The organism is Stenotrophomonas rhizophila, assembly GCF_000661955.1.
GTDB lineage: Bacteria > Pseudomonadota > Gammaproteobacteria > Xanthomonadales > Xanthomonadaceae > Stenotrophomonas > Stenotrophomonas rhizophila.
The window spans coordinates 1,702,885-1,715,489 of the sequence record NZ_CP007597.1 but is presented as its reverse complement, the minus strand read 5'-3'; the positions used below and the strand labels follow the sequence as shown (position 1 = coordinate 1,715,489).

Here is a 12,605-nt window from a genome sequence, read left to right as displayed (position 1 = left end):
GCCAGCGGCCGGCACTACCGATTTTCGAGGGGCCGGCCAGCGGCCGGCACTACCGATTTTCGAGGAGCCGGCCAGCGGCCGGCACTACCGATTTCCAGGGGCCGGCCAGCAAGCCGGCATCATCCGGGTCAGGCCGCCAGTGGGCGGCCGCCGCCGCCCAGCAGGCGCGCCGGCAGCATGAACAGCGCGCGCAGGAACGCGAACAGCGCCGAGAACGTGATGCCCACCAGGCGGAACGGCAGGCTCAGCAGCCACACCAAGGGCCAGGCGACCAGCGCCAGGATCGCCAGCGGCCAGCACAGCACGAACAACAGGCACCACACCCCCAGCGCAAGCAGTGTCTTCATCGTCGGTCTCCACCGGCATCGGGCGACAATGCCCGCAGCCTCACGTTGCCGCTGCGCCGTCCGCGCGGCAAGCGGGATGCGACGAACGCCGACCCCGGCCGACGAAAGCAGGAATACGCCGATGAGCGGGTAGAGCCGAGCGTTGCTCGGCTGAACGGCCAGCATCGCCGCTTCGGTAGAGCCGAGCGTTGCTCGGCTGAACGGCCAGCATCGCCGCTTCGGTAGAGCCGAGCGTTGCTCGGCTGAACGGCCAGCATCGACGCTTCGGTAGAGCCGAGCGTTGCTCGGCTGAACCGCCAGGATCGCCGCTTCGGTAGAGCCGAGCGTTGCTCGGCTGAACGGCCAGGATCGCCGGCCGCGAGAGCAGCCGACCAACGGTCGGCTCTACCCCGTTCCGGGGCCCAGGCGTACCGCCCCATCGCCAAGGCGTACCGACCCATCGCCCAGGCGTACCGACCCATCGCCGGGCGTACCGACCAACGGCCGGTACCCAATCCGTTACAGGACCCGGGCCAACCACCGGTAGCACACGACCGTTGGTCGTGTGCCGCAGGTCATTCGAACGAACCCACCGAATCGTGCGACAGGTTGTCGAAGCGGGTGTACTCACCGAAGAACTTGAGCTTGCACGAGCCGGTCGGGCCGCCTCGGTGCTTGCCGATGATGATCTCGGCCAGGCCCTTGTCGGGCGAGTTTTCCTTGTTGTAATAGTCGTCGCGGTAGATGAACACGATCATGTCCGCGTCCTGCTCGATAGCGCCGGATTCGCGAAGGTCGGCCATCACCGGGCGCTTGTCGGTACGCGTTTCCAGCGAGCGGTTGAGCTGGGACAGCGCGATCACCGGCACGTTGAGTTCCTTGGCCAGGCCCTTCAACGAACGCGAGATTTCCGAGATTTCGGTCGCGCGGTTTTCGCTGTTGCCCGGCACGCTCATCAGCTGCAGGTAGTCGATCACGATCAGGCCCAGGTCGTGCTCGCGCTTGAGACGGCGGCACTTGGAGCGCAGGATCTCCGGCGACACGCCCGGCGTGTCGTCGATGAAGATCTTGGTTTCCTTCAGCATCCGGATCGCACCGGTCACCCGGCTCCAGTCTTCGTCTTCCAGCTGGCCGGTACGCAGGCGCTGGGCGTTGATGCGGCCGTTGGAGGAAATCAGACGCATGGCCAGCTGCGAGGCTGACATTTCCATCGAGAACACCGCCACGCCCTTCTTGGACTTGATCGCCGCGTACTCGGCGATGTTCAGCGCGAAGGTGGTCTTGCCCATGGCCGGGCGCGCGGCCAGGATGATCAGGTCGGTCGGCTGCAGGCCGGAGGTCATCGCGTCGAAATCGGCGTAGCCGGTCGGCAGACCGGTGATGTTGCCGCCGTTCTCGAAGCGGTTGCGCAGTTCTTCGAACGCATCTTTCAACGCGCCGGGCATCGCCACGAAATCGGTGCGACCACGCGCGCCCTGCTCGGCAATGGCGAACACCGACTTTTCCGCCGCCGACAGCAGTTCGCTGCTCTCGCGGCCTTCGGGCTGGAAGCCGTCGTTGACGATGTCGGTGCCCACCTGGATCAACTGGCGCAGCACCGCCTTGTCACGCACGATTTCGGCGTAGGCGGCGATGTTGGCGGCCGACGGCGTGGTGCTGGCCAGTTCGATCAGGTAGGCGCCGTCAGCCACCAGTTCCATGCGGCCCTGCGACTCGAACCACTCGCCCAGGGTGACCGCATCGAACGGGCGGTCGCGCTCGGACAGCTCGCGGATCGCCCGGTAGATCATCTGGTGGTCGCGACGGTAGAAGTCGGTCTCGGTCAGCTGGTCGTTGATGCGGTCGTAGCTTTCCGGCGCCAGCATCAACCCGCCCAGCACCGCCTGTTCGGCCTCGATCGAATGCGGCGGCACGCGCAGCTGGTCGATCCGCGATTCATCGCGGTCGAAGCGGTCACCGCGGTCTTTGCGGTCGGAACGGAAGCCAGAGCGGGCGGACATGTGAAGGCGTACTTCCTGCGGTGCGGGGCGTGGGGCATGGTAGGCACGGCGCGCGCGCCGCAACCACGCACAACCCTGTGGATAAGCAGTGGATGAGCTGGGTATAACGGCACTTGCCGGCCGGTTGCGGCGGCAGCGCGTGGCGCACGACGCCGGGCCGTGCGCCGAACCGCATTATCGCAGAAGCACCCGGCTCAATGCTGACCGCCGTGGGTAGCGATCCAGGCGAGGAATTTGTCCACGAAGCCCTGCAGGAACGTGCGGGTACCTTCACTGGTGATGTGGCCCGCCTCGTCGATCAGGCCCTCCTTGAAATGCAGGAACACCTCCGGCTGGCCCAGCACCGGCATGTCCAGGTAGGCCAGCACGTTGCGCAGGTGCTGCTGGGCCAACGCGGTGCCGATCACGCCGATCGAAGCCCCGACCACCGCCGCTGGCTTGCCGGCGAAGGCGCTGTCGCCGTAGGGCCGCGAGCCCAGGTCGATGGCGTTCTTGAGCACGCCGGGAATGGAACGGTTGTACTCGGGGGTGACAAACAGCACCGCGTCGGCGTCACGGATCTGCTGCTTCAGGCGGACGCCCTGGGCCGGGTAGTCCTTGTCGAAATCCTGGTTGTAGAGCGGCAGGTCGCCGATCTCCACATGCTCGAAGCGCGCCTTGCCACCGGCCAGCTTCTCCAGCGCGTGGGCGAGCGCCTTGTTGTGCGAGCCCTTGCGCAGGCTGCCAACCAGTACCGCAATCTTCACGTCGGCCATGGGATGTCTCCGTTGGGGGAAAACCCCAGCCTAGGCGGGCGGCCCTTCGGTCATGGTGAAGGGGGGTAGAGCCACCCCATGGGTGGCTACCTTTCAACCCCGCATCATCGACACGTCAGCCACCCATGGGGTGGCTCTACCAGGGCGCCATGCGCACGTGGATGGCGCGCGCGTGCCGACCAACGGTCGGCAGCTACCCGCGCGGGACGGTGGCACGCACGTCGCGCCAATGCGCCTGCCAGGCCTGGAACATCAACACGTTCCACAGGTGCGTGTGCCACTTGCGCTCGCCCTGCTGGAACTGCTGCCACAGCGGCACCACCGCCTCGACGTTGAACACGCCCTCGGCAGCCAGCCGCGCCGGGTCCAGCAGTGCGTCGGCCCAGCCGCGCAGGTCGCCCTTGAGCCAGGCGCTGACCGGCGCGCCGAAGCCGCGCTTGGGCCGGTGCACCATGTCCTGCGGCACGTACCGACCCAGCACCCGCTTCAGCAGGTACTTGCTCACCCCGTCGCGCTGCTTCATGCCCAGCGGCAGCGACCAGGCGAACTCGGCCACGCGCCAGTCCAGCAGCGGGGCGCGCGCCTCCAGGCTCACCGCCATGCTGGTGCGGTCCACCTTGCACAGCAGGTCGTCGGGCAGGTAGGTGTTGAAGTCGGCCAGCATCATCGCGTCGGCCGGCGAGCCGGCGCCGTGCAGCGGGTCGGCCAGGTCGTAGAAGCTGCCGGCCCCGGTGGCCCCCTTCACCGCCGCGACCGGGTCGCGCCAGCGCGAGATGCGGTTGCGGTACACATCGCCGATGCCGCGCGCGCCCGTCTCGGCCAGCAGCGCGGCCAGCCCGCCGGTGCGCGAGGCCTCGCCCTGGGTCTGCGAACGGGCCGCCATCCAGCGCCGCAGCGGTGCCGGCACCTTGCCCAGCATCGCCCAGTTGCGCAGCGCGCGCTGGTACCGGCTGTAGCCGAAGAACAGTTCATCGCCGCCGTCGCCGGACAGCGCCACGGTGACCGACCCGCGCGCCAGCTTGGCCACCAGCGCGGTGGGCACCTGCGAGGCATCGGCAAACGGCTCGTCGAACATCGCCGGCAACTGCGGCACCACCGCCAGGGCATCCGCACCGCTGACATACAGTTCGGTGTGATCGGTGCCCAGGTGCTGCGCCAGCGCCTTGGCCAGCGGCGCTTCGTCGTGGTCCGAGCCCTGGAAACCAATGCTGAAACTGTGGATCGGCGATGCCGACTGCGCCTGCATCAGCGCGGCCACCACCGACGAATCGGTGCCGCCCGACAGGAACACCCCCACCGGCACGTCGGCCACCATGCGCAGCGCCACCGCGTCGCGCAGCACCGCGTCCAGCTGCGCTTCGGCCTCGTCATCGCTGCCCCGGAACGGCTGCGCCAGCGCCTGCTGCATGCGCTCGCGCGCATTCCAGAACGGCACCTGCTGCTGGTCCGGGCGGTGCGCCGCGGCACCAGCCGCTACAGCCGCCGCATCCAGCCGCAGCGCGCGACCGGGCATCAGCTTGAAGCAGCGTTCGTGGATGCAGTGCGGGGCGGGAATGTAATCCAGCCGCAGCAGCAGGGTCAGCGCGTCGCGGTCGATGTCGTTGTCAAAGTCCGGGTGCTGCCACAGCGCCTTCAGCTCCGAGCCGAACACCAGCGCATCGCCGGCCCAGCCGTAGTACAGCGGCTTCTTGCCGACCCGGTCGCGGGCCAGCCACAGGCACTGCTCGGCGTGGTCCCACAGCGCGATGGCGAACATGCCGTTGGCGCGCTGCAGGGTCTCATCCAGCCCCCAGGCCACGAACGCGGCCAGCAGCACTTCGGTATCCGAATGGCCGCGGAAGCGGTGGCCCAGCGCTTCCAGCTCCGCACGCAGGGCGACAAAGTTGTACACCTCGCCGTTGTAGGCCAGCACGTAACGGCCGTCGTTGGACGCCATCGGCTGGTGCCCCAGCGGCGACAGGTCCAGGATGCTCAGCCGCCGGTGCGCCAGCGCGATGCCACGGCCGGCATCGGCCCACACCCCGCTGTCATCCGGGCCACGATGGACCAGCGCATCGCCCATGCGGCGCGCCAAGCCTTCCAGTGCTGCCTGTTCCGTTACCGGACCCGGCAACAGCATTCCTGCCAATCCACACATGCGTCAGAGATCCTGCGCCAGTACCCGGGCGGCGCTTACCAATGCATTGTCGCTTGGAAGCACGCACATTGCTGCCCCCGCCAGCGGGGTGTAGGTGTCGGCGCCGCACACCCGCTGCAACGGCAGGTGGCCCAGCCCGGCCTCGACCAGCGCGGTGATGACGCCCTCGCCCACCCCGGCGCTGTGCCGGCCTTCGTCCACCACCAGCACCCGCTGGGCGTCGGCGGCCTGTTCGGCGATGAAACCGGCATTGAGCGGCACCAGCCAGCGCAGGTCCACCACCCGCACCTGCCAGCCCAGTTCGGCCTGGAGGGTGCGCGCCGCGCGCAGGCTCATCGGCACGCCGTTGCCGTAGCTGAAGATCACCAGGTCGTTGGCCTCCGGCGCGTACACCCGGCCCTCGCCCGGGCGCATGGTCTGGGTGGGCGGTGGGTACGGGAACAGCCACTGGCCATCGCCGGGCGCGTACAGGTCCTTGGTCATGTACAGCGCGATCGGCTCCAGGAACACCGACACCCGGCCGTCCACCTGCGCCAGCGCGGCCAACGTACGCAGCATCATCGCCGCATCGTCGCCCCGCGACGGGCACCCCACCACCAGCCCGGGGATGTCGCGCAGCGCGGTGATCGAGTTGTCGTTGTGGAAGTGACCGCCAAAGCCCTTCTGGTAGCCCAGCCCGGCAATGCGTACCAGCATCGGGTTGCGGTACTGGTCGTTGGAGAAGAACTGCAGCGAACAGGCCTCGCCGCGCAGCTGGTCGGCGGCGTTGTGCAGGTAGGCCAGGTACTGGATCTCCGGGATCGGCAGCATGCCCAGGTTGGCCAGGCCCTGTGCCATGCCCAAGATCATGGTTTCATCCAGCAGCGTGTTGAACACCCGGCGCGGCCCGAACGCCTTGAGCAGGCCCTTGCTGACCGTATACACCCCGCCCTTCTGCGCCACGTCCTCGCCGAACAGCAGCGTGGACGGGTATTTGGCCATCAGTTCGTGCAGGCCCTGGTTGATCTGGATGGCCAGGTGCCGCGGCGGCAGCTGCTCGGGCAGCTGCGCCTCGCTGCCGAAGGCGGCCACGCGCGCCTGCGGATCGGCCACGCGTGCGGCTTCGGCCTGCACCGCCGCCGGCGAGTAGGGGGCCAGCGGTGCCATGATCTGCGCCAGCCCGTCCAGCTTGGGCCGGCGGTCGGCTTCTTCGGCGGCGGCGAAACACCGTACACGCATCGCTTCGTAGCGCTGCAGCAGCTGCTCGGCCGTCATCCAGCCCGATTCAAGTGCGATCTGCGCCGAGCGCAGCAGCGGGTCGGCCGCCTCGGCCGCACACAGTTCCGGCAAGGGGCGCCACTCGATTTCGAAGTCGGTGCCGGCGTGGCCCATCAGCCGCGTGGTGCGCAGGTGCAGGAAGGTGGGCCGCCGGGTGCGCCGGCAGTGCGCCAGCGCGCGTTGCACCTGGCCGTGGCCGGTGGCCAGGTCCAGGCCGTCGGCGAAGAAATAGTCCAGCCCCGGGCGCTGGCTGAAGGCCTGTGCGATCCAGCCGTCGGGCGTCTTCACCGAAATGCCGATGCCGTTGTCTTCGCACACGAACAGCACCGGCGCCGGCAGCCGCTGGTAGGCCGCCCAGGCCGCCGTGTTGAACGCGGTCTGCGCGGTGGCGTGGTTGGACGAGGCATCGCCGAAGGAGCAGATCACCACGCTGTCGTCGGGAATCGGCAGCGCGTGGCCGATGCGGCGTGCGCTTTCGATGGCCATCGCCGTGCCCAGTGCCTTGGGCAGGTGCGAGGCGATGGTGGAGGTCTGCGGCAGCACCCACAGCGGCTTGCTGCCCCATACCTTGTGCCGGCCGCCGCTGGCCGGGTCGTCACAGCTGGCGGCGAACGACAGCGCCGCGTCGAGCACCGGGTCCATGCCTGGCAACTGGCGGAAGCGTTCGGCCATGAACGCCCCGGAGCGGTAGTGCAGGAACGCCGGATCGGTGTGCCGGGCCAGCCGCGCCACCAGCGCGTTGCCCTCGTGGCCGGACGAGCCGATGGTGTAGAAGACCTTGTTCTGGACGCGCAGCACGCGCGCCATCAGGTCAAGGTGGCGGCTGATCAGCTGCGACTCCAGCAGCGCGTCGAAGCCGGCGGCGTCGAGGGTGCTGCCGGGCAGGATCGGCGCGTCGGCGGCCGGACGCGGGGCGGGATCGCCCCGCCACTGCTGCACGAATTCAGTGAAGTTGGTATCGCAGATCTCAGCCCGGTTGAGGGCCTTCATGCGTGCGGGAATCGGATCGGGAACCACGGCAAACATCCATCAGCCTCCGTGACGCGCGGCCCAGGTGGCCACGCCGCGAGCATGGCCGCAACCTGCGCAGGTTGCCAAGCGCGGGTGCAGCATGCGCGGTCACGTGCGGCGGCGGTGCTGCCATTGGTCGCGAGACTGGCCCCAGATCTCGATCGGCTTGCCGTCATGCGGCGGCGGCAGCTCGCCCATGCGCAGCAGCGTGCTGCCCAGCTTGCGCGCCACGACCTTGGAGTTCTCGTTGGCCGCGTCGATGGTGTGGATCACCTCCTCCCAGCCCAGCGCGTTGAACGCCCAGTCGATGCTGGCCACCGCCGCTTCCGGGGCATAGCCCTTGCCCCAGCTTTCACGGCGGATGCTCCAGCCCACTTCGGTGCCGGGCCAGTCCAGCGGCTGCCACGGGCCCATGCGCCCGACCCAGTCGCCGCTGCTTTTCTCGATCACCGAAAACATCGAAAAGCCGTACAGGTGCCAGCTGCCGGCCAGGCAGCTGAAGCTGCGCCATGCCTGCGACGGGGCCTGCACGCCACCCAGGTGCTGCATGACCTCCGGGTCGGAGCAGAAGCGCAGGAAGGCGTCGAAATCCTCGGCGCGGGGTGGGCGCAGGATCAGGCGGTCGGTTTCCAGCTGCAGGTCGAAAATGCTCATCGCGATGGCCGTCGGAACACAGGCAGAAATCATCGCAGACGGCCGGGCGGCGCGCTGTGGCGGCCTCCGCAAAACGCAACAGGCCGGACGACGCCGGCCTGTTGCTCGCACGATCCATCCGCGCGGAGTTACTGCTTGTTCGAATCCAGCGCGGCGGTCTGGGTGACCAGCTGGCCGTCGATGACCGGCAGGCGGTCGCTGCTCGGCTTGTTGTCCATCTTCACGGTCTTTTCCACGCCATCGTAGCGGTAGGTCACGTTGTAGCCGGTGACCGCGTTGTTGGTGCCCATCGGAATGCGGTTGCCCGGCTTGCTGGCCATGCGCATGGTGCCGGTGGTGCCATCTTCATTGCGGTAAGTGACGTTGTAGCCGGTGACCTTGGTCGACTCGGAGGTCGCCGTTTCGGTGTGGCACTGGCGCTCGGTGCGGTTGACCACGCGGCCACCCACGTGGCGCTTGTCGACCTGGTTGCCGATCAGGCCGCCGGCCACGGCACCGGCCGCGGTGGCGGCCTTCTTGCCATTGCCGCCGCCCACCTGGTTGCCCAGCAGGCCGCCGATGACCGCACCGGCGACGGTGCCGCCGACGTTGCCATCGCGCTCAGGCAGGCGCTCCTGCACCACCACGTCCTGGCAGACTTCATGCGGGGTCTGGGTGGTGGAGGTCTGGCGCACCGGCTCGGTGCCGATCACGGTGGCGTAGGCCTTCTCTTTCTTGGTCAGCGGATCGACCTTGACGATGTCGGCGTATTCCAGCTTGCCGGCCTTGTCGTCCACGGCGAGCGCATCGGTGCGTGCACCGTCGTCGGCCAGGGGGGTGGTGTCCAGGGTCGGCCGGGTCTGCGTCGCGGCTACCGGATCGGCGGCGGACGAGCCACTCTTCATGAAAGCAGCGGTGGCGATGCCGCCGACAAGCAGCGCGCCAGCGGCGACCAAAGCAGTGGTAGTAGTACTTTTCATAACCGGCTCCCTGCGGACGATCCGCAACGTTCTTGAGCGGGATTCCAGCATGCGGTGCCTGAACGGAATCTCCACACGGCGTGCACGCTCCCCTTACCCATTCAGGTTCTGTGTCATTGCAGGCCGTGATAGCGTTTACAGCTTCTGTCGAGGAGCGCGTCATGGCCAATCCACTGTTGTTGCCGGTGCTGGAATGGGCACGCCGGCTGCGCTACCCCACCCTGTTCAAGCTCACCGCCGGCCTGTTCGCGCTGACGCTGTTCATTCCCGACCCGGTGCCGTTCGTGGACGAGATCCTGCTGGGCCTGGGCACGTTGCTGCTGGCCAACTGGAAAAACCGAAGCGCGGCGCTGCCGCCGGTACTGCCGGGCAAACGCCGCGCGTGACGCTGGTCGACAGCCACTGCCACCTGGACGCGTCCGAGTTCGATGCCGATCGTGCCGAGGTGATCGCCCGCGCCCGCGCCGCGGGCGTGCACACCCAGGTGGTGCCAGCGGTGACCGCGGCGAGCTGGCCAAAGCTCCGTGACACCTGCCGGCTGGCCGACGGCCTTTATCCGGCGTATGGCCTGCATCCGATGTTCCTGGAAGCGCACCGGCCCGAGCACCTGGACGACCTGCGCGGTTGGATCGAGCGCGAACGCCCGTGTGCGGTGGGCGAATGCGGGCTGGATTTCTTCGTCGAGGGGCTGGATGCGGACCTGCAGCAGCAGTACTTCGTGGGGCAGCTGCGGCTGGCCCGTGAGTTCGGCCTGCCGGTGATCGTGCATGCCCGACGTGCGGTGGATGCGGTGATTGCCGCGATCAAGCAGGTGGGCGGGCTGCGCGGGGTGGTGCACAGTTTCCCGGGCAGCCCCGAGCAGGCAGCGCAGCTGGACAAGCTCGGGTTCCTGCTGGGCCTGGGCGGCCCACTGACCTACGACCGCGCCCAGCGCCTGCAGCGGCTGGTGGCGCAGATGCCGCTGGAGCAGCTGCTGCTGGAGACCGACGCGCCGGACCAGCCCGACGCCGGCATCCGCGGCGAGCGCAACGAACCGGCCCGGCTGCCGGTGATCCTGGAGACTGTCGCGCGGCTGCGCGGCCAGCCCGCCGAGGATATCGCGACGCAGACTACGGCGAATGCGAAGCGGTTGTTCGGGCTAGCGTAACGGCTCGCGCCGCGCATGCGTGTTTGCACAGCGCTCCTGCTCACTTGGTCCGCAATGCGCTGGAACGGATCGGTTGACGGTGCCGGGTTTCCGGGCAGCTGACCAACGGTCAGCTCTACCGGTAGAGCCGACCGTTGGTCGGCTGCTCTTGACCGTACCGACCGATCGACCCAACGCAGGCCGCAATGCGCCGGGACGGATCGGTTGGCGGTGGCGTCGGGTTTCCGGGCAGCTGACCAACGGTCAGCTCTACCGGCGGTAGAGCCGACCGTTGGTCGGCTGCTCTTAACCGTACCGACCGATCGACCCGACGTTGGGCCGCAATGCGCCGGGACGGATCGGTTGGCGGTGGCGTCGGGTTTCCGGGCAGCCGACCAACGGTCAGCTCTACGCGGGGGTGGCGCTCTTTTTGGGCTTCATGAGCATTTCCAGCGCTTTGCCCACGGCGGCGAAGGCGAAGGCGCCGGTGATGTGGGTGGCCGCGCCCAGGCCGGCGCCGCAGTCCAGCTTCAGTGCCGCGTCCGCGCCCAGGTTCGGGCGGATGCCGCACACGGTGCCGTCGGCCTGCGGGTACTTCACGTTCTCCAGCGAATACACCGCCGGCACGCCGAAGTAACGCGACGCGTTCTTCGGGAAATTGAAATCGCTGCGCAGCTTCTTGCGGATCAACGCCATCATCGCGTCGTGCTCGGTGCGCGATACATCGCGGATCCGCACCAGCGTCGGATCGGTACGCCCGCCCGCCGCGCCCACGGTCAGGATCGGCAGCTTGCGCCGCCGGCACCACGCAATCGTCTCCACCTTGACCCGGAAACTGTCGCAGGCATCGATCACCAGGTCGAAATCGCGGTCCAGCAGCTCCACCATGTTCGACACGGTCAGGAACGAGGCAATCGCCTCCACCTGGATGTCCGGATTGATCGCCCGGCAGCGCTCGGCCATCGCCTCGGCCTTGTTGCGGCCGTACTGACCGGCCAGGGCCGGCAGCTGACGGTTGGTGTTGGACACGCAGATGTCGTCGGCATCGATCAGGGTCAGGTGGCCCACCGCCGTGCGTGCCAGCGCTTCCACCACCCACGAGCCCACCCCGCCCATGCCGACCACCGCCACCCGGCGGGTCGACAGCAGGTCCACGGTGCCCACCCCATACAACCGGTCGATGCCGGCAAATCGCTCGCGCAGTACGTCGTTCATCGGCACATTTTACCGGCGCGCGAGCCCGCGGGAACGCCACATGGACAGGACGCACCGTAAGATCGACCGCAGCCACCCCAAAGGACGCCACTGCATGAGCCAGCCCCCCACGCCCCACCGCCCCTCCGCCGCCTACCGCTATCTGTTCGTCGGCGTGCTCGGCCTGGTGGTCGGACTCATCGCCACCGTCATGGTCTCGCGTGCCATCCAGGCCCGCAAGGACCCGTTCCCCGATGCCCTCATGCACGTCATGAACCGCCAGGTGCAGTTGTTGCAGGACGCCCAGGCACAGAACCGCTGCACCCTGGCCGACAGCGTGCCGCGCCTGCAGACCCTGCGCTCGCTGTCCAACGACGTGGACCTGGCCTTCCCCGGCCTCAAGGACAGCCAGGGCTTCCAGCAGCACGCCAGCGCGCTGCGCGCCACGCTCAACCAGGCCCTGGCCGCCCCGCCCACCGACTGCGTCGGCATGGGCCAGCTGGTCGAAAAGATCCAGAACGACTGCAAGGCCTGCCACCAGGATTTCCGCTGATTCATCTGGCAGCCACCCTTGGGGGCGGGATTGGCGCGCTGTTCACGTATGACAGGACAGGATCTGCGGCATGCGCCCCAGACGCATTCGACCACCCCTCTGGCCAGGAGAACCACCATGAAGATCCAACTCATTGCTGCAGCCGCCGTCGCCACCGTCGCACTGGCCGGCTGTGCGACCACCTCGCCCGGCTATGGCAGCGGCGGTTACAACAACGGTTATGGCAACAACGGCGGCTACAACAACAACACCAACAACCGCTGCGCCGACTGCGGCATCGTGACCCGCATCAACCAGGTCGCCTCCGGGCGTACCGCGCCTTCGGCCACCGGCGCGATCCTGGGCGGCCTTGTCGGCGCGGTCGCTGGCCATGAGATCTCCGACCACACCGGCGGCAGCAAGGGCAACAAGAACATCGCCGCCGCCGCTGGCGCCGTGGGCGGCGCGCTGGCCGGCAACCAGATCCAGAAGAACGTCACCAGCGACACCTTCGACATCAGCGTGCGCATGGACGACGGGCGCACCGTGGTGGTCAACCAGCGCGACCTCGGCGGCATCCGCGAGAACACCTATGTCCGCGTCGTCAACGGCAAGGTGATCCTGCGCTGATTACGCCGGGCCCCGCCGCGACGT

The 12,605-nt window shown here is 68.2% G+C and carries 12 protein-coding genes; 4 read left to right on the top strand and 8 right to left on the bottom strand.

The features are described from left to right. Positions 1-128: 128 nt before the first annotated feature. The 7 genes from DX03_RS07305 to DX03_RS07275 form a co-directional block, all read right to left on the bottom strand. Positions 129-347, bottom strand: coding sequence for a hypothetical protein (locus tag DX03_RS07305; RefSeq protein WP_038687576.1), 219 nt, complete (start codon positions 345-347; stop codon positions 129-131). Between the two features lie 554 nt (positions 348-901). Further along, on the bottom strand, positions 902-2,326 hold the full coding sequence (locus DX03_RS07300; protein WP_038687575.1) for a replicative DNA helicase: 1,425 nt from the start codon (positions 2,324-2,326) through the stop codon (positions 902-904). Between the two features lie 194 nt (positions 2,327-2,520). Continuing rightward, a complete protein-coding gene (locus DX03_RS07295) occupies positions 2,521-3,081 on the bottom strand; it encodes an NADPH-dependent FMN reductase (protein WP_038687573.1) in 561 nt (186 codons plus the stop codon). A 193-nt stretch (positions 3,082-3,274) separates the two neighbouring features. Further along, complete coding sequence (gene asnB / locus DX03_RS07290) at positions 3,275-5,218, bottom strand: asparagine synthase (glutamine-hydrolyzing) (RefSeq protein WP_038687571.1); 1,944 nt, start codon at positions 5,216-5,218, stop codon at positions 3,275-3,277. Positions 5,219-5,221: 3 nt separating this feature from the next. After that, a complete protein-coding gene (locus tag DX03_RS07285) occupies positions 5,222-7,501 on the bottom strand; it encodes a transketolase C-terminal domain-containing protein (protein WP_038687569.1) in 2,280 nt (759 codons plus the stop codon). A gap of 93 nt (positions 7,502-7,594) precedes the next feature. Then, a complete protein-coding gene (locus DX03_RS07280) occupies positions 7,595-8,140 on the bottom strand; it encodes a GNAT family N-acetyltransferase (RefSeq protein WP_038687566.1) in 546 nt (181 codons plus the stop codon). Positions 8,141-8,268: 128 nt separating this feature from the next. Further along, entirely contained in the window at positions 8,269-9,099 is an 831-nt protein-coding gene (locus DX03_RS07275; protein ID WP_038687564.1) for a glycine zipper 2TM domain-containing protein, read from the bottom strand. A 161-nt stretch (positions 9,100-9,260) separates the two neighbouring features. Between DX03_RS07275 and DX03_RS07270 the strand changes: the two genes are divergently transcribed. Further along, a complete protein-coding gene (locus DX03_RS07270) occupies positions 9,261-9,485 on the top strand; it encodes a DUF6116 family protein (protein ID WP_038687562.1) in 225 nt (74 codons plus the stop codon). Beyond that, on the top strand, positions 9,482-10,246 hold the full coding sequence (locus tag DX03_RS07265; protein ID WP_038687561.1) for a TatD family hydrolase: 765 nt from the start codon (positions 9,482-9,484) through the stop codon (positions 10,244-10,246). Before DX03_RS07270 ends, DX03_RS07265 begins: the two co-directional genes overlap by 4 nt. 387 nt (positions 10,247-10,633) lie before the next feature. On the opposite strand, the gene DX03_RS07260 is transcribed toward DX03_RS07265, so the two are convergent. Next, positions 10,634-11,440 (bottom strand): tRNA threonylcarbamoyladenosine dehydratase, encoded by an 807-nt coding sequence (locus DX03_RS07260; protein ID WP_038687559.1) that lies wholly within the window; start codon positions 11,438-11,440, stop codon positions 10,634-10,636. 94 nt (positions 11,441-11,534) lie between these two features. On the opposite strand from DX03_RS07260, the gene DX03_RS07255 reads away from it, so the two are divergent. Continuing rightward, a complete protein-coding gene (locus DX03_RS07255; protein WP_038687557.1) occupies positions 11,535-11,972 on the top strand; it encodes a cytochrome c in 438 nt (145 codons plus the stop codon). A gap of 117 nt (positions 11,973-12,089) precedes the next feature. Continuing rightward, positions 12,090-12,581, top strand: coding sequence for a glycine zipper 2TM domain-containing protein (locus DX03_RS07250; RefSeq protein ID WP_038687556.1), 492 nt, complete (start codon positions 12,090-12,092; stop codon positions 12,579-12,581). Positions 12,582-12,605 lie beyond the last annotated feature (24 nt).

Excerpts from the sequence above, each read along its gene's own strand:
- DX03_RS07305 (WP_038687576.1), bottom strand. The coding sequence starts at position 347 with ATGAAGACACTGCTTGCGCTGGGGGTGTGGTGCCTGTTGTTCGTGCTG.
- DX03_RS07300 (WP_038687575.1), bottom strand. The coding sequence starts at position 2,326 with ATGTCCGCCCGCTCTGGCTTCCGTTCCGACCGCAAAGACCGCGGTGAC.
- DX03_RS07295 (WP_038687573.1), bottom strand. The coding sequence starts at position 3,081 with ATGGCCGACGTGAAGATTGCGGTACTGGTTGGCAGCCTGCGCAAGGGC.
- asnB (WP_038687571.1), bottom strand. The coding sequence starts at position 5,218 with ATGTGTGGATTGGCAGGAATGCTGTTGCCGGGTCCGGTAACGGAACAG.
- DX03_RS07285 (WP_038687569.1), bottom strand. The coding sequence starts at position 7,501 with ATGTTTGCCGTGGTTCCCGATCCGATTCCCGCACGCATGAAGGCCCTC.
- DX03_RS07280 (WP_038687566.1), bottom strand. The coding sequence starts at position 8,140 with ATGAGCATTTTCGACCTGCAGCTGGAAACCGACCGCCTGATCCTGCGC.
- DX03_RS07275 (WP_038687564.1), bottom strand. The coding sequence starts at position 9,099 with ATGAAAAGTACTACTACCACTGCTTTGGTCGCCGCTGGCGCGCTGCTT.
- DX03_RS07270 (WP_038687562.1), top strand. The coding sequence starts at position 9,261 with ATGGCCAATCCACTGTTGTTGCCGGTGCTGGAATGGGCACGCCGGCTG.
- DX03_RS07260 (WP_038687559.1), bottom strand. The coding sequence starts at position 11,440 with ATGAACGACGTACTGCGCGAGCGATTTGCCGGCATCGACCGGTTGTAT.
- DX03_RS07255 (WP_038687557.1), top strand. The coding sequence starts at position 11,535 with ATGAGCCAGCCCCCCACGCCCCACCGCCCCTCCGCCGCCTACCGCTAT.
- DX03_RS07250 (WP_038687556.1), top strand. The coding sequence starts at position 12,090 with ATGAAGATCCAACTCATTGCTGCAGCCGCCGTCGCCACCGTCGCACTG.